This window comes from Paraburkholderia xenovorans (genome assembly GCF_046030735.1).
Classification (GTDB): Bacteria; Pseudomonadota; Gammaproteobacteria; order Burkholderiales; family Burkholderiaceae; genus Paraburkholderia; species Paraburkholderia xenovorans_A.
In genome coordinates this window covers 106149-121016 of the sequence record NZ_JAQQBV010000003.1, presented here as the reverse complement: position 1 = coordinate 121016, position 14868 = coordinate 106149, and the positions used below count along the sequence as shown (strand labels likewise).

Sequence of the window (14868 nt, the reverse complement as noted above, 5' to 3'; positions counted from 1 at the left end):
AACTTATGGTGGGTGAGCGTATTCGCTCATCGTCAGCGCATACCGCACAGGGTGCGGCAGCATCTCGAGCGATTCATCATAGGTAGCGTGAAGCGATGAATGACGAATACGCGGCGTGTTCGCGCAGGCTTTCCGTGGAGTCTTTATGAGGCAAACCCGAGCGCCCATCGACCTGAATGCATTGCAGGCTTTTCTCGCCGTATGCGACACCGGCTCGATGACCGGCGCGGCGAAACAGCTTGGCGTGAGCCAGAGCGCGGTGAGTCAGGCCATCGCAGCGCTCGAACGCGACCAGGGCGTGACCCTGTTCGACCGCGAGAGCCGGCCGCCCCGGCCGAACACGGCGGGCCGCGCGCTGCTCCAGCTCGCGGGCGCATTGCTCGAGCATGCGCAGATGGTGAGCACGCGCATCGGCGACGCGTCGAACGCGGGCAGGGTGCCGGTGCGTCTCGGCTGCGTGGACTCGTTCGCGGCTACCGTGGGACCGGAACTGATCCGCGCGGTGTCGGGCTCGGCACGGCAGATTTCGCTGTGGTCCGGCCTGACGCCGGGCTTGAGCAAGCAGTTGCACGACCGTGAGCTCGATCTTGCCGTGTGCACGCAGACCGTGCTCAACGACGCTCGCATCGTCGAAGTGCCGCTGTTTTCGGAGGCCTTCGTCGCGGTGGTCTCACGCGACTGGCTCGCGGAGCACCCCGGCGCCGACTGGCGCACGCTCGCGCTTGAAATGCCGATGATCCGCTACACCGCGCGCTCCGTGATCGGCCAGCAGGCCGAGCGCTATGCCCGGCACCTCGGCATCGACAGCCCGCGCCGTTTCGAGTTCGACGCCACCGATCCGCTGCTCAGCCTCGTCGCGGCGCGGCTGGGCTTCGCTCTGTCGACGCCGCTCTGCCTGTGGCAGGCGCGCCATTATTTGCCCGAGATCGCGGTGTTGCCGCTGCCGGGCGGCCGCCTCGGGCGGCGTGATTTTTTCCTGCTGCATCGGCAGGGCGAGTGGGATGAATTCGCGCACGAGATCGTGACGCTGACCCGGCGCGTGCTGGCCGGCTCGATTCAGCCCGCGCTTGCGCGGGCGGTCCCGCAATTGCCGGCAGACGCGCTGATCTAGCGTTTGCCAACGTACTCACGGAGAGAATCAATCCAATGAACGAATTATTTTCGCTGGCGCGCGGCGACGCGCCGCTGCTTGTTTCGATCCCTCATCTCGGCACGCACATTCCGGCGAGTCTGCGCGATCTCTATACGGAAGAGGCGCTGACGGTTGCCGATACCGACTGGCATCTCGATCGCCTCTACGCGTTCGTTCGTGAGATGGGCGCGACCGTGATCGGTGCGCGCGTGTCGCGCTACGTGATCGACCTGAATCGTCCGTCGAACGACGAGAGCCTTTATCCTGGGCAGACCACCACGGGGCTGTGTCCCGGTGAAACGTTTGTTGGCGAACCCGTGTACAAGCCGGGCTGCGCGCCGGATGCGGCCCAACGCGCGGCACGCGTCGCCGCGTACTGGCGGCCCTATCACGACGCGCTCGCCACGGAGCTGGCGCGCTTGCGCGAGCACCATGCGAACGTGCTTCTATGGGAAGCGCACTCGATCGCGAGCGTGCTGCCACGTCTGTTCGATAACAAGCTGCCCGATCTCAATCTCGGCACGCAGGATGGACGCACCTGCGCTGAAGCCGTGCAGCACGCCGCTGTCGACGCGATGTCCGAGAGTCCTTACACGTCGGTGGCCAACGGCCGCTTCAAGGGCGGCTACATTACGCGCGGCTTCGGTGCGCCCGAGCGCGGCATTCATGCGATTCAACTGGAGATGTGCAAGTCCACTTACATGAGTGAAGACGCGCCCTTCGACTACCTGCCCGCGCGCGCGGACGCGGTGCAGTCGACATTGCGACGCATGGTCGGCGCGTCGCTCGATGCGGTGCGCAAGCTCGCTGCGTCGAACGTCGACACTTCGCGTCTGTGAATCGTGCACGCTCTGAAGGTGTGTCGTTTAACATACGCTGTTAGGCGAGCCGCTTTCCGTCATCGCAGACGCCGCTGAATCTAAAAAGACACCATGAGACGACTGTTCCTCGCTGCACTCGCCACGACCTTTTGCGCGGCTGGCGTCTATGCGCAAAGCAACGAGTCCGGCCCGCTCGCGACGCCTGCGGGCCCACTGCAATTCGTGCGCGCTGACCGCGATTTTGTCGTGATGCTCGACAAGGACACCGTCGATCGTTTCAGCGCGAGCACACTCACGCATTTCGACGACGTCGGCAACGCCGGCAACACCGTCACGCGGATGCTCGTGCAGACCGACGCGGGCCCGGTGCTGTACGACTTTCGCACGCGTCCGCCGCTCGTGCAGCGCTCGGGCAAGCGCATGACGGTGAGGCGTGTGTTCTGGCAAAGCGACGAAGTGGTGATGCAGAGCTCGCAAGGCTGGTTCCGATTCAAACGCGGCGAGCTGACGAAACTACAGTCGTCCACGACGACATACCATTGAGCGGCGCATCGGTGAAGATCGGGGCAACGAGTTCACTGTCGTGACGGGCGTCTCTATCAACTCACACGCAACTCAGCCGCAACTCACACGCGGCGCCGCTGCCAGCAGGCTGCGCAGGAACACCATGATCATGTGTCCAATGGGCGCCTCGGAGAGCATCGAGCGTTGCAATGCGAGGCCTTGTGAGAGCCCCATGAAGGACGCGGCCAGCACGGTCGGCGATTCAGGCGGCACGCGATCCAACCTGGCGAAAATCTGCTCGATGCAATAGGCGAGGCCATCGCGGTGCGCGTCCAGCAACGCCTGCGAGGCTGTGGCAAAAACAGGGTTGCGGCGCCCCTGAAGCTTGAATTCAACGCCCAAGACAGACCATTCGGGCTCGGCGTCGAGGGTCTGCGCCCACACTTCCAACGCGCTCAATATGTCGTCCGCAGACGCGGATGGGTCACTCAGCGTTTGCGCGATATCGGCGGTTTGTGTCTTTGAGCGCTCTCGCATCAATTCCACAAACAGATCTTCTTTGCTCGCGAAATTCGAATAGAACGCGCCCTGCGTATAACCCGCCTCGGCCGCGATATCCCTAAGCGATGTAGCGCCGAAACCCCTGTCGACAAACAGCCGCTTCGCCGCAGCAAGCAATTGGGCGCGAGTCTGCAATCGACTTTCTTCGCGGCTCAGCCGGGTGGGTTTGGTCGCCGTTTTCATGGCCGCAAGGATATCAGTTGATATTTAAAATTCAACTCGATATTATTACGTTTGCATTTCATATATCGGTTGATATGTGGTGGTGTGGGGCGTGAAGCCAACCGCAAAGACCGGGAGCGCGATGCGACACCCTGGTCACGTACACGGAAAGAGAGCATGAGCAGCAGGGTAAAGAGGTTGAAGCAGCAACTCGCGCAACTCGACGAACGGATCCTGATCGCCTGGCAGCAGGAGCAGATAGCGGCTATCGAACATGTCCGCCAGGTCATGAACTTCTTCAACCTCGTGCCGAACCAGTTACGCGTCGACCGGCGCGGCACCTACAACACCAAACCGCCTCAGATGAAGTATCGGGACCCCGTTACGGGTGCGACATGGAGCGGTCGTGGTCGCGCGCCGTCCTGGATACGGAACCGGAACTACAACGATTTTCTCGTCAAGTAGTCCGTATTGAAGTGAGTCAGCATATCGAAAGCGTGAATTGTTGGTTGGGCTCCGCAAACGCTGCTGCTAGCATCGATTGACAGGTTCAGACATTCGTTGCGGCCGACGAATTCTGCCTATGGCACGATGCAACACAGCGCGAAGCAAAGGACATCCGCGGCATGGCAGGTAGTCGCCGCCGGATCGCCAGTCATACCCGACAAGAAGAATGCATGAATCACCCACAAGACATCACCACACCAGCGTTGCCGATTCTCGATCTGGCGCAATTCGATCACAGCGACGCAGACACGCGCGCGGCCTTTCTGGAGAATCTGCGCGACGCCGCCCGCGAAATCGGCTTTTTCTACTTGCGCGGTCACGGCGTGAGCGCGTCGCTGATCGATGAGGTACAAACCCTGTCGCGGCGCTTCTTTCAGTTATCCGAATCAGATAAACGCGCTCTCGATATGGTGCGCTCGCCGCAGTTTCGCGGTTATACGCGAGCCGGCGGCGAGTGCCGGCGGCGAGTTGACGCGCGGCCAGCCCGACTGGCGCGAGCAGTTCGACATCGGCGCCGAGCGGTCACCGATTGCACAGGGGGAGGGCGTGCCGGTATGGACCCGTCTGCAAGGTCCGAATCAATGGCCGGACGCACTGCCCGAACTCCAACCCGTGCTGCTGCGCTGGCAAGCCGAACTGACCGGCGTGGCGATCCGTTTGCTTCGCGCATTTGCCGCGGCGCTCGAACAACCCGCGGATGCGTTCGAAACGGTCTACCGCGACACGCCGAACCAGCACATCAAGATCATTCGCTATCCAGGCCGCGACGCGGCGCAGAGCGATCAGGGCGTGGGCGCGCATAAGGACTCGGAGTTCCTGAGCTTCCTGCTGCAGGACACGCAAGCGGGTCTGCAAGTCGCTACCGACGACGGCCGGTGGATCGACGCCGTGCCGCTGCCGAATACCTTTGTCGTGAATATCGGTGAGCTGCTCGAACTGGCGACCAACGGTTATCTGCGCGCCACCGTGCATCGCGTGGTGAGTCCGCCGGCGGGCCGCGAGCGATTGTCGGTCGCGTTCTTTCTCGGCGCCCGGCTCGACGCGACGGTGCCGCGGTTGAGCTTGCCGCCCACGCTGGCTGGCGAAGCGCGCGGCCCCGCCAGCGATCCGGACAATCCGCTCTTTCACGACGCCGGTTCGAATTATCTGAAGGGCCGTTTGCGCTCGCATCCTGATGTCGCTCAGCGTCATTACCAGGACGTGCTCGGCGCACAGTCGGCCTGAACTGTCCGGACCGTTTTTCTTGTGGTGTCTTCACGCGCGACGCACAGCTCGCGCGTTGTTCAACTCGTCTAAAACCCGGGATCTCCATGCTCCGTTCAGCGATGCTTCGCCTTGTCCGCAACGCGGCCTTTGCCGTGCTGCCGTTCACTTTTGCGGCTCACGCGAGCGCGGCCGATGCGCCGCCGTTGCGCGTCGCCGCCGACGCGGTGCCTCATGCCGAGATTCTCGCGTACGTGCAAAAAATCGCGCCGGATCTGAAGCTGAACGTGATCGAGATCGCGAACGGCGTCAATCCGAACGAACTGCTTGCGCACGGCGACGTCGATGCGAACTATTTCCAGCACGTGCCGTTTCTGCATTCGCAGGAACAGGCGCTCGGCAAGAAGTTCGCGGTGGCCGCGTCCGTGCATATCGAGCCGCTTGGCGTGTATTCGCACAAGTACAAAAGTTTCGCGCAGGTGCCGGACGGTGGTTCGGTGGCGGTGCCGAACAACGTAACCAACCTGAGTCGCGCGCTGTTTTTATTGCAGGCACAAGGGCTGATCAAACTGAAGCCGGGTATTTCGGGCAGCGAAGCGAGTCTCGCGACGCCGCGTGATATCGCGTCGAATCCCAGGCACCTGAAGATCGTCGAGATCGAATCGCCGCAACTGCCGCGTTCGCTCGACGATGTCGATCTCGCCGTGATCAACGGCAACTACGCGCTGGAAGCGGGCCTGGTGCCCGCGAAAGATGCGCTCGGTCTCGAGAAGGTCGAAGGCAATCCGTACGCGAACGTGCTGGTGACCACGCCGCAACTCGCCAACGATCCGCGCATCAAGCGTCTGTCCGCCGTGCTCGCGTCGCCGCAAGTCGCGAAGTTCATCGTCGACCACTATCGCGGCTCGGTGATACCGGTTCATGCCGCCGGGAGCGGTGCGTGATTCGCGTCGAAGATCTGCGCAAGGTCTATCGCTCAGGCAGCGGCGAATTCGTCGCGCTCGACGGCGTCTCACTGGAGATCGCCGACGGTTCGATCTTCGGCATCGTCGGGCGCAGCGGCGCGGGCAAGAGCACGCTGATTCGCTGCCTGAATCTGCTCGAGCGTCCCACGTCGGGGCGCGTGTGGGTGGCCGGCGAAGAGCTGACCGCACTGCCGGCCGCCGCGCTCAGGCGGCAGCGGCAACGCATCGGGATGATCTTCCAGCACTTTCATCTGCTGCATGCGAGGAATGTCGCCGACAACATCGCGGTGCCGCTCGAGATCGTCGGAATGGGGCGGGCGCAGCGCAAGCAACGGATCGCCGAACTGCTCGACCTGGTCGGTCTTGCCGACAAGGCGCACGCGTTTCCGTCGCAACTGTCCGGCGGGCAGAAACAGCGCGTGGGGATCGCGCGGGCACTGGCGGCCGAGCCGTCCTGCCTGCTGTGCGATGAAGCGACCAGCGCGCTCGATTCCGAGACCACCCAGCAGATCCTCGCGTTGCTGCGCGATGTGAATGAACGCCTTGGCGTGACGATCGTGCTGATCACGCACGAACTCGATGTCGTCAAGTCGATCTGCGATTCGGCAGCGTTGCTTGAAGCGGGCAAAGTGGTCGAGGCCGGGCCGTTGGCGGCTTTGCTGGGCGATCCTAGGTCGCGTCTCGGCAGGGCGTTGTTGCCGGCATGCGCGAGCGCATCGCAGGGGCACGATGCAGTGGCCGAGTTGACCTTCACCGATTCCGTCGAAGCATCGCCCGCGCTTAGTACGCTCGCTCATGAGCATGCGATCGGCGTGACGCTGCTCGGCGGTGGAGTCGAAGATATCGGCGGTCAGCGGGTCGGCCGTTTGCGCGTCGGTTTTCATGCGCCGGAAGGCGGCCTCGATTTCGGCGCCGTGCTGGCATTTCTGAACGATCGCGGCGTGAGGGCGGAGCGAGTATGAATCCCGATGCATGGATCGACATCGTGCCGCTAGTTCTCCGTGGCACTTCGCAAACGCTTTATATGGTCGCGTTATCGGCGCTCGTGACATTGGTGGTCGGCTTGCCGCTCGGTGTGCTGCTGTTCGTCACGCGGGCCGGCGGCGCGCTCGATGCACCGCGTCTGGGTGCGGTGCTCGGCGCGATCGTCAACGTCGGGCGGTCGGTGCCGTTCGTCGTATTGCTGATCGCGCTGATTCCGTTGACCCGCGCGATCGTCGGGACGACGCTCGGCAGTTCGGCGGCGGTGGTGCCGCTGTCGATCGGCGCGATTCCCTTCTTTGCCCGCGTGGTCGAAGCGGCGCTCGACGAGATCGACCGTGGCCGCGTCGAGGCCGTGGTAGCCATGGGCGGCACCGCGCGCCACGTGATCCAGAAGGTGTTGCTGCCCGAAGCGTTTCCGTCGCTGCTGGCGGGACTGACGCTGACCGTGGTGATGTTGATCGGCTTTTCGTCGATGGCGGGGGTGGTGGGCGGCGGCGGCCTCGGTGACCTGGCGATCCGCTATGGCTATCAGCGCTTCAACAATCAGATCATGGCCGCCACGGTAGTGGTGTTGGTCGTGCTGGTGCAGGCCGTGCAAATGACGGGAGACCGGGTGGTGCGTTCGCTGGCTCATCGCCGCTGATCCGGCGACTGCCTGATGATCTACGACGCCGGAAAGAAGCCGAGATATCCGCACGTGTCATTGGCAGCGGACCGATCGGAGTGACCGACAGCGCCGACACTGGCGAGTGTTTCAATCGTCTCCGAGCGATTCGAAACGAACGTCCATTGCGCCGATTCATTATCCGCTGCCGGCGACAGGCGGCAGCGCTCCAGAGCCGCGAGTAAGGCCTGGCTGTCTGGAGAATGAATGACAAATCCCTCATTCGCGAGTGCGGCCTGGTCGATTCCAAGGTCGTCGCAAATCTGCATCCGTAACGAGGCTTCCGACTGATTCATGAGACGCGACTGCTGGATCAACTGATGGGTCGTCGCGTCGACAAGGATGCCGCCCCGTTGAAAGGGTGCCGTTTGCCATGCTTGCGGCGGACACCCCTTGTTTTCCGGCGCCAACGACACAAAAGGATTGATTTCCGCCGGATAAATGCGGCAGACCAGCGGGCGGTCTTCGTAAATGCTGCAGAGCATATCGGCTCGAAGATTGGGGCACGCGCCGGCAAACGTAGCAGTGAGAATGACCGTAATGCGCACGGGCAACGTGCCGCTCGCGGCGGCCGACGAACGTGCCCGCTTGTACGCGGCCTGCGCGTTTTCGGGCTCAGGCTCGACCGGCCAGGGAATGGCTTCGCACAACAGCTCTATCTGTCCGCCGCGACCCAGCCAATCGATCGCCTCAACGATCGTCAGCGGCAGGCGCAAATCGTGGCAGCACTGGCCACATGTGGTGCAGGCGAAGTCGAGATCGTCCACTCTGGTTGTCCTATCAGGTCGGTTGTGTCGCGCTTAGTCGGCGCAGCGCTGAAATTCTGACAGGACATGACTAAAAAAGTCGAGGTGTTGGCTGTGAGCCCAGCGCACGGAATGTGTGCGAGCCGCGGCGAACCGGTCTGAGACTTGACAATTATCATATATGAAAAAGCGCTTGACACAGGCTTAATGGCCAAATTCAATACGAAAACGGTTTAGTAAAGCGCTTTCGTAGAGGGAAACTTGGCCCAGAAGAAGTATGGAGCGAGTCTGAACGACGTAGCCGCGGCGGCGGGCGTTTCGCCGTCGACGGTGTCGCGCTATCTGAACTCGGCAATCAAGCTGCCCGCGGCAACGTCGGAACGAATCGATTCGGCCATCAGTGCGCTTCGGTACGTTCCTAACCCTGCCGCAAGGAGCTTGGGTCGCGGCCGTTCGGATACGGTGGGGCTGGTGATACCTGACATCGCAAACCCATTTTTTGCGGCGTTGGCGTCTGCGGTCGAGCAAGCCGCGGAGGAGCGGGGTCAAGGCGTCCTGCTGAGCGCCACGTCGAATAGCGCCGCGCGAGAAGCCGATTACGTCGACAGAATGCTTCGCAATCGGGTGAGTGGCCTCCTGTTCGTGAGTGGACATCACAACTCTCGCGAACTGGCTCACACGTTGGGCACGGTTCCCAGTTTGGTGCTGATCGATGAGGACGTGCCGGGAATCGAATGCGCAAAGGTGTTTTGCGACAACGAAGGCGGCGGTCGCATGGCCGGCGAGTACTTTGCGTCTTTCGGGCATAAGCGGATCGCATTCGTTGGAGGACCGGAGAGATTGCGCAGTACGACAGAGCGTTTGAGTGGACTACGGGACGCAGCTGAAGCACACGGTGCCCGCGTGGTTTTAAGTACTTTTGGAAACTACTCTCCGACATTCGGGAGACTGGCCGCAGAAGAAATTCTCCAGTCAAGTGAAGATCCCACCGCCGTTTTCGTGTCGAGCGGCGAGATTGCGTTTGGTTTGCTGGAAGCGTTTCAGGCTGCCGGTGTAGCGGTGCCCGAACGCCTGTCGTTGATTGTTTTCGATGATGCCGGTCCTTTACATCTTTTCAACCCGCCTCTAACCGCAATCCGGCAACCGATACGGGAAATGGGAAGAAAAGCAGTCGAGCTGGCGTTGGCAGAATCGAAAGAAAGTCCGGGCCAACTTGAATTCAAGTTACCGGTGGAGCTTATCGCGCGAGGGTCTGTCTCGGTACCCCGAGAAACATAACCATCTGATCTGGAGGTCTTTATGCGTCGCACTTTTCGTCTGACGAATTTTCGCCATATTACATTAGGACTACTACTATCGTGTTCGCTGCCTGCCATGGCGGCACCTACATATAGTCTGATCCTTATTAATCAGCAGGCCACCTACTTCAATCAGATGCGCGAGGGAGCACAGAAGCAGGCTGACAAACTCGGTGCGAAGCTCGTCGTTTTCAACGCGAACGATGCGCCGAGCGCGCAGAACAATGCGATGGACGACTACATCCAGCAGAAAGTGGACGGAATCGCGGTGGATGCGATTGACGTCAACGGTTTGCGTGCGTCTATCAAAGCCGCAACAGACGCTGGGATTCCGGTGGTCGGTATCGACGCTGTACTGCCGACGGGACCGCAAAAGTCGCAGGTTGGCGTGGATAACGGAGTCGGCGGAAAAATGATCGCCGACTTCACGACTAACTACGTGAAATCAAGTCTCGGTGGCAAAGCAAAGATCGGTATAGTCGGCGCGCTCAGTTCGACGATTCAGAACGCCCGGCAAAAGGCCGCGATCGACCAATGGACAAAGGTTCCCGGCATATCGATTGTCGGCACGGTAGACGGCCGAAACAGCCAGGACGTTGCGCTCTCTGCCGCAGAGAACCTCATTACGGCAAACCCCGACATGAACATCATCTATGCAACGGGTGAACCGGCCATGCTCGGCGCCATTGCGGCTGTCAATGCGCAAGGGCTCAACAAGAAGGTCAAGGTGGTCGGGTGGGACCTCGCGGCCGAAGTTATCCGCGGCATGGATAGTGGCGTCGTACTGGGCGTCGTCCAGCAGGACCCGGCGGGAATGGGCAGTGCCGCGATTCAGGCACTGAGCGACGTTCACAGCGGAAAGAGCGTTGCGCCGACCATCACCGTTCCGCTCGCAGTCGTGACGAAGGCAACCGTTGATCCGTACCGCGCCAATTTCAAGAAGTGAGACGAAATGGAAAAGACTGAAACCGCTATTCCGACGGAGCGGACAGGCAATGCAGCCCAAGCCGTTTCGCAGGTTGCGCCTGTACTCTCGTTGCGCGGGATCAAGATCTCGTTCGGTTCGTTTCAGGCCCTGAGAGGCGTTGACCTTGACTTGTATCCGGGAGAATGTCTCGGGCTGATTGGGGACAACGCCGCGGGTAAATCGACGCTCACCAAGATCATGGCGGGTACGTACATACCCGATAGCGGCGAAATCTTCGTCGGCGGTGAGCCGGTGAAACTGGCGAACCCCGCCGATGCGCGAGGACGGCACATCGAGATGGTCTATCAGGATCTGAGTCTTTGCGATGCGATCGATGTTGCCGGCAATCTGTATCTGGGTCGCGAAATTTGCAGCAAGGGCTTCCTTAATCGCAAGAAGATGCTTGAAGAAGGTAAACGACTGCTCGCCAATCTCAAGATCCGGATACCCGATCTCAGCGCGAATGTCGAACAATTGTCGGGTGGCCAGCGTCAGGCCATCGCCATTGCTCGTGCCGCCTCTTTTGAACCACGCGTGCTGATTATGGACGAGCCCACGTCGGCTTTGGCCGTCGCCGAAGTCGAAGCTGTGCTTGCATTGATCAATCGGGTGAAGGCGCAAGGCGTGTCGGTTGTCCTCATTACGCATCGTCTTCAGGACCTGTTTCGTGTATGCGACCGGATCGCCGTCATGTATGAGGGGACGAAAGTGGCTGAGCGACGTGTAGCGGATACATCGCTGGAAGAACTTGTCCAGCTCATTGTCGGGGAGCGTCACTAATGAACGCCTCGGTCTATACGGAACGGCAAAAGGGTTCGAAGTATCAGGACTTTCTTTTGTCTCACGCACAGGTTGCGTCTATCGCGGTCTTCTTCGTGTTGTGTTGTGTCCTGTTCAGTTTGAGTACGCAGTCGTTCCTGACAGGCGCCAACATTCTGAACATCCTGCGGCAACTGGCGCCCATGCTGATCGTCGCGATTGCCATGACGTTCGTGATTGCGACGGGCGGCATCGATCTGTCCGTCGGCTCCGTTGTCGCGCTGACCAACTCTCTGGCTGCGATTGTCATGCAGGCCGGCGTTCCGTGGCCGCTGGCGATGGTCATCACGCTACTGCTCGGCGCAGGTATCGGATTCATTCAAGGATGGTTCTCCGCGAGCCAGGCGATCCCGTCTTTTATTGTCACACTCGCCGGACTTTCAACGCTTCGCGGTATTGCGCTGTACTCGACGCAAGGCTTTTCCGTGCCTATCGAACCCGGCACAGGATTCGACTTCTTCGGTGCCGGAACAGTGGCCGGGGTTCCCGTGCCCGCGATCATTGCCGTGCTCGCTTCGATTGTCGGTTACGTCGCGCTCAACCGGACGCGATACGGGCGGCAAGTCATCGCGGTGGGCTCCAATAGCGAAGCAGCACGACGTGCCGGTATGCCGGCGCTCATCATCAAGGCATCGGTATTCGTCATCTCGGGGGCGGCGTCCGCATTGGCCGGTTTAGTACTGGCCTCACGGCTCGGTTCAGGTTCTTCGAATGCCGCGTCCGGATTCGAACTCGATGTGATTGCTGCCGTGGTTCTTGGCGGAACGTCGTTGATGGGTGGCCGAGCGACAGTAATCGGCACCATCCTCGGTGCGCTCACGATTGCCACGCTGGGAAACGGCTTGATCCTGCTGCATGTATCGCCGTTCTTCACCCAGATCGTGACGGGCGTCATCATTCTGCTCGCCATCTGGTCGAACGCCCGGTTCTTCAGCAAGTTACGTACGGCTAGAAAAGGAAAGAAATGATGGTACGACTGTCTCATTCGGAACGGTTGAAGGCACAGAATATTGAGCGTTGGAACGAAATGCAGGCGCATCGCTTCGTTCGCGACATCAAGAGAAATGTGCTCCCTGACGCCGTATTCGCCAACTATCTGCGTTACGAACACCTGTTCGTCGAAACCGCCATCACGATCTTCGGCTATGCGCTCGTCAAGGCGCCGGACCTTGCCAGCAAGCGCTGGCTGGCTGGCGTCCTGCATGCGTTGGCGACAGAGCAGATCCCGTATTTCGAAGCGGTGTTCGACGCGCTGGATGTTAAACCGCTGAGTCCGGACGACTCGCTTCCGGATCATGTGAGGGCCTTTAACTACGGGATGCTCGAAATCGCCGAAAAGGGTTCCTTTCACGATGTCATCGTCGCGATGATGTGTGCGGAGTGGATGTACGCCGATTGGTGCGCGGAGGCGGGGCAGGTGGCGATTGCCAATCAGAGCATTAACGCGTGGGTGCTTTTACACACCGACGAAACCTTCAGGAAACAGGCGCTCTGGCTCAGACACCAGATCGACTCTTTGCCGGATGCCCAGTTCGACTTCGAGCAGACGAATGCGGTCTTCGCCAAGGCGCTTGCGCTGGAAATCGATTTTCACAGCGCCGCTTACGAGTAAACCCAACAGCAAACGAACACCCAAATCATGTCAAAGAAACTTGTGCTTAATCAGAAGCAGAACGTCATCGCCAGCCTGTTCGGTCGGAAGAAGGCGGTCATCGGCATGCTTCACTGTCTTCCGCTGCCGGGGTCCGCGCGATATGACGGTCAGAGCATGGAAGAGATTATCGAGTTCTCGTGCAACGAAGCGCGGATTCTGGTTGACGGCGGCGTGGATGGCCTGATTGTCGAAAATCACGGTGACATTCCGTTCGCAAAGCCGGGCGATATCGGACCGGAGACCGTGGCTGCGATGACGATTGTCACTGCCGCCGTCAAGCGCGCGGTGCCATGCCCGGTTGGCATCAACGTGTTAGCTAACGGTGCGATTCAGGCTCTCGCCATTGCAAAGGCGGCGTCGGCTTCGTTTATCCGTGTGAACCAATGGGCGAACGCCTATATAGCGAACGAAGGTTTCGTCGAGGGTCCGGCGGCACAGGCAACACGCTATCGCTCGTGGTTGCATGCCCGGGACATCAAGATCTTTGCCGATGTTCACGTCAAACATGGTGCTCATGCGATTACGGCGGATCGCTCGATCCCTGAGTTGGCGCGCGACGTCGAGTTCTTCGATGCGGATGCGGCGGTAGCGACCGGCCAGAGAACTGGAGATTCCGCAAGCCTCGACGAACTGGAAGCGATCGGCTCGGGAACGTCGCTACCCGTAGTGGTCGGCTCAGGTGTCACGCCCGGCAATGTCGCGGACATGTTCACCATTGCCGATGCAGTCATCGTGGCGAGCTACCTCAAGAAAGACGGTCTATGGTGGAACGATGTGGATGCCGGTCGGCTGAGTGAATTCATGAACGCGGCGAATCGGGCCCGCTCATGACACGCGTTTATGTAGTCGGCAATTCGGTCGCGGATTTGACGCTCTCGGTGCGGCGTTCCCCGCGGCCGGGCGAGTCGGTTCTTGCCGATTCAATCGCACGCGCGCCCGGCGGCAAGGGACTGAATCAGGCTGTCGCGGCCCGACGCGCGGGTGCTGACGTGGCATTTGTATCCGCTATCGGCACGGACGCCACCGGAGTTGAAATCGAAGCGGCGCTGTCCCGGGAGCGTTTTAGCGACCTGCGTTTGCTGAAGCTGCCGTTGGCCACCGACGTCTCTATCCTGACCGTCACCGCGGACGGCGAGAACTCGATCGTCACGACAGTGGGCTGTACTCAAGCAAGCCATGCAACCGAGCTTACGAATTGTCTAAGGGACTTGCAGCCAGGCGATTACGCGCTGCTGCAGGGAAACCTGTCCTCCGGGAGCACGAAGACAATCGTCGATTTCGCACGGGCACGGGGCGGTAAAGTTATCGTGAACGCCGCGCCCTGGCATTGGGACGGTACTGAGATTCTCGAGAAATGCGATGGCGTCATCGCTAACGAAGGCGAGATATGCGACATCTCCAGCATGAGAGACGTTGAATTTGCGGCCACCTGGCTACAAAGTCGAGGACCTGAGTGGGTGATCGTGACACTCGGTGCGCGTGGTTGCCTGCTGGCTTCGAAAGAGGGCGTCGTCGTTGTCGAAGGGAAGCCGGTGAAAGCGAAAGACACCTCAGGCGCCGGCGACGTCTTTTCGGGGGTGCTGGTGGCTTCGATTGCGCTGGGGAAGCCGCTGCGAACCGCTATCGACGCGGCGCAAAAGGCGGCATCGTTGACAGTGGAACGCAGCGGAACTTATACGGCGATTCCGTCAGTCGCCGAACTGCGCGATATTGTTGGAACCGCGTGATTGAGTAAGTATCAGGCGGCACCGCGCGGCGAGCGACTCACGAAAGGCGGCTTGTAAGACGGGAGCTTGACGAAGGATACCTGGTGAGGACCAGGATGCCGGGCAGCACTAAATCGTCGTGACGCGATTGGCAATAGCACGGTATCGAGCACGG

At 60.6% G+C, this 14868-nt stretch carries 17 protein-coding genes and 1 pseudogene; 16 read left to right on the top strand and 2 right to left on the bottom strand.

Annotated elements, in window-relative coordinates:
• Nucleotides 1-145: 145 nt before the first annotated feature.
• From PQQ51_RS03855 to PQQ51_RS03845, 3 genes are all read left to right on the top strand, one after another.
• Nucleotides 146-1111 carry a LysR family transcriptional regulator gene (locus PQQ51_RS03855; RefSeq protein ID WP_408494985.1) on the top strand — a complete coding sequence of 322 codons (966 nt, stop codon included), beginning with the start codon at nt 146-148 and terminating at the stop codon, nt 1109-1111.
• Between the two features lie 35 nt (nt 1112-1146).
• On the top strand, nt 1147-1971 hold the full coding sequence (gene hutG, locus PQQ51_RS03850; protein WP_408494984.1) for an N-formylglutamate deformylase: 825 nt from the start codon (nt 1147-1149) through the stop codon (nt 1969-1971).
• A gap of 93 nt (nt 1972-2064) precedes the next feature.
• The gene (locus PQQ51_RS03845) at nt 2065-2496 is read left to right on the top strand and encodes a hypothetical protein (RefSeq protein ID WP_408494983.1); all 432 of its coding nucleotides are present in this window, start codon (nt 2065-2067) and stop codon (nt 2494-2496) included.
• Between the two features lie 72 nt (nt 2497-2568).
• Here PQQ51_RS03845 and PQQ51_RS03840 read toward each other — a convergent pair whose 3' ends face one another.
• The gene (locus PQQ51_RS03840; RefSeq protein ID WP_408494981.1) at nt 2569-3201 is read right to left on the bottom strand and encodes a TetR/AcrR family transcriptional regulator; all 633 of its coding nucleotides are present in this window, start codon (nt 3199-3201) and stop codon (nt 2569-2571) included.
• 156 nt (nt 3202-3357) lie between these two features.
• Between PQQ51_RS03840 and PQQ51_RS03835 the strand changes: the two genes are divergently transcribed.
• From PQQ51_RS03835 to PQQ51_RS03810, 6 genes and pseudogenes are all read left to right on the top strand, one after another.
• A complete protein-coding gene (locus tag PQQ51_RS03835) occupies nt 3358-3645 on the top strand; it encodes an H-NS histone family protein (protein WP_408494979.1) in 288 nt (95 codons plus the stop codon).
• 161 nt (nt 3646-3806) lie between these two features.
• Nucleotides 3807-4133 (top strand): annotated as a pseudogene (locus PQQ51_RS03830) (2-oxoglutarate and iron-dependent oxygenase domain-containing protein); the annotation flags it as partial.
• Nucleotides 4134-4155: 22 nt separating this feature from the next.
• Nucleotides 4156-4911, top strand: coding sequence for an isopenicillin N synthase family dioxygenase (locus PQQ51_RS03825; RefSeq protein WP_408494977.1), 756 nt, complete (start codon nt 4156-4158; stop codon nt 4909-4911).
• Nucleotides 4912-4997: 86 nt separating this feature from the next.
• Nucleotides 4998-5834 carry a MetQ/NlpA family ABC transporter substrate-binding protein gene (locus tag PQQ51_RS03820; protein ID WP_408494975.1) on the top strand — a complete coding sequence of 279 codons (837 nt, stop codon included), beginning with the start codon at nt 4998-5000 and terminating at the stop codon, nt 5832-5834.
• Nucleotides 5831-6817 (top strand): methionine ABC transporter ATP-binding protein, encoded by a 987-nt coding sequence (locus PQQ51_RS03815; RefSeq protein WP_408494973.1) that lies wholly within the window; start codon nt 5831-5833, stop codon nt 6815-6817. Before PQQ51_RS03820 ends, PQQ51_RS03815 begins: the two co-directional genes overlap by 4 nt.
• Nucleotides 6814-7482, top strand: a complete 669-nt coding sequence (locus PQQ51_RS03810) for a methionine ABC transporter permease (RefSeq protein ID WP_408494971.1) — start codon at nt 6814-6816, stop codon at nt 7480-7482. The genes PQQ51_RS03815 and PQQ51_RS03810 overlap by 4 nt, the downstream gene beginning before the upstream one ends.
• Before the next feature lie 20 nt (nt 7483-7502).
• Here PQQ51_RS03810 and PQQ51_RS03805 read toward each other — a convergent pair whose 3' ends face one another.
• Nucleotides 7503-8270 carry a YkgJ family cysteine cluster protein gene (locus PQQ51_RS03805; protein ID WP_408494969.1) on the bottom strand — a complete coding sequence of 256 codons (768 nt, stop codon included), beginning with the start codon at nt 8268-8270 and terminating at the stop codon, nt 7503-7505.
• A gap of 240 nt (nt 8271-8510) precedes the next feature.
• Between PQQ51_RS03805 and PQQ51_RS03800 the strand changes: the two genes are divergently transcribed.
• The 7 genes from PQQ51_RS03800 to PQQ51_RS03770 are packed head-to-tail and all read left to right on the top strand — an operon-like array spanning nt 8511 to nt 14714.
• The gene (locus PQQ51_RS03800) at nt 8511-9527 is read left to right on the top strand and encodes a LacI family DNA-binding transcriptional regulator (protein ID WP_408494967.1); all 1017 of its coding nucleotides are present in this window, start codon (nt 8511-8513) and stop codon (nt 9525-9527) included.
• Between the two features lie 21 nt (nt 9528-9548).
• Nucleotides 9549-10493: an ABC transporter substrate-binding protein gene (locus tag PQQ51_RS03795; protein ID WP_408494965.1), complete on the top strand. Its 945-nt coding sequence runs from the start codon at nt 9549-9551 to the stop codon at nt 10491-10493.
• Between the two features lie 6 nt (nt 10494-10499).
• On the top strand, nt 10500-11294 hold the full coding sequence (locus tag PQQ51_RS03790) for an ATP-binding cassette domain-containing protein (protein WP_408494963.1): 795 nt from the start codon (nt 10500-10502) through the stop codon (nt 11292-11294).
• A complete protein-coding gene (locus PQQ51_RS03785; RefSeq protein ID WP_408494961.1) occupies nt 11294-12301 on the top strand; it encodes an ABC transporter permease in 1008 nt (335 codons plus the stop codon). The genes PQQ51_RS03790 and PQQ51_RS03785 overlap by 1 nt, the downstream gene beginning before the upstream one ends.
• The gene (locus tag PQQ51_RS03780; protein ID WP_408494959.1) at nt 12298-12945 is read left to right on the top strand and encodes a TenA family protein; all 648 of its coding nucleotides are present in this window, start codon (nt 12298-12300) and stop codon (nt 12943-12945) included. The genes PQQ51_RS03785 and PQQ51_RS03780 overlap by 4 nt, the downstream gene beginning before the upstream one ends.
• 27 nt (nt 12946-12972) lie before the next feature.
• The gene (locus PQQ51_RS03775) at nt 12973-13818 is read left to right on the top strand and encodes a BtpA/SgcQ family protein (protein ID WP_408494957.1); all 846 of its coding nucleotides are present in this window, start codon (nt 12973-12975) and stop codon (nt 13816-13818) included.
• Nucleotides 13815-14714 (top strand): ribokinase, encoded by a 900-nt coding sequence (locus PQQ51_RS03770; protein ID WP_408494955.1) that lies wholly within the window; start codon nt 13815-13817, stop codon nt 14712-14714. The genes PQQ51_RS03775 and PQQ51_RS03770 overlap by 4 nt, the downstream gene beginning before the upstream one ends.
• The last annotated feature ends 154 nt before the right edge of the window (nt 14715-14868 follow it).

Excerpts from the sequence above, each read along its gene's own strand:
- PQQ51_RS03790 (WP_408494963.1), top strand. The coding sequence starts at position 10,500 with ATGGAAAAGACTGAAACCGCTATTCCGACGGAGCGGACAGGCAATGCA.
- hutG (WP_408494984.1), top strand. The coding sequence starts at position 1,147 with ATGAACGAATTATTTTCGCTGGCGCGCGGCGACGCGCCGCTGCTTGTT.
- PQQ51_RS03810 (WP_408494971.1), top strand. The coding sequence starts at position 6,814 with ATGAATCCCGATGCATGGATCGACATCGTGCCGCTAGTTCTCCGTGGC.
- PQQ51_RS03835 (WP_408494979.1), top strand. The coding sequence starts at position 3,358 with ATGAGCAGCAGGGTAAAGAGGTTGAAGCAGCAACTCGCGCAACTCGAC.
- PQQ51_RS03785 (WP_408494961.1), top strand. The coding sequence starts at position 11,294 with ATGAACGCCTCGGTCTATACGGAACGGCAAAAGGGTTCGAAGTATCAG.
- PQQ51_RS03820 (WP_408494975.1), top strand. The coding sequence starts at position 4,998 with ATGCTCCGTTCAGCGATGCTTCGCCTTGTCCGCAACGCGGCCTTTGCC.
- PQQ51_RS03770 (WP_408494955.1), top strand. The coding sequence starts at position 13,815 with ATGACACGCGTTTATGTAGTCGGCAATTCGGTCGCGGATTTGACGCTC.
- PQQ51_RS03775 (WP_408494957.1), top strand. The coding sequence starts at position 12,973 with ATGTCAAAGAAACTTGTGCTTAATCAGAAGCAGAACGTCATCGCCAGC.
- PQQ51_RS03845 (WP_408494983.1), top strand. The coding sequence starts at position 2,065 with ATGAGACGACTGTTCCTCGCTGCACTCGCCACGACCTTTTGCGCGGCT.
- PQQ51_RS03855 (WP_408494985.1), top strand. The coding sequence starts at position 146 with ATGAGGCAAACCCGAGCGCCCATCGACCTGAATGCATTGCAGGCTTTT.
- PQQ51_RS03795 (WP_408494965.1), top strand. The coding sequence starts at position 9,549 with ATGCGTCGCACTTTTCGTCTGACGAATTTTCGCCATATTACATTAGGA.
- PQQ51_RS03840 (WP_408494981.1), bottom strand. The coding sequence starts at position 3,201 with ATGAAAACGGCGACCAAACCCACCCGGCTGAGCCGCGAAGAAAGTCGA.
- PQQ51_RS03780 (WP_408494959.1), top strand. The coding sequence starts at position 12,298 with ATGATGGTACGACTGTCTCATTCGGAACGGTTGAAGGCACAGAATATT.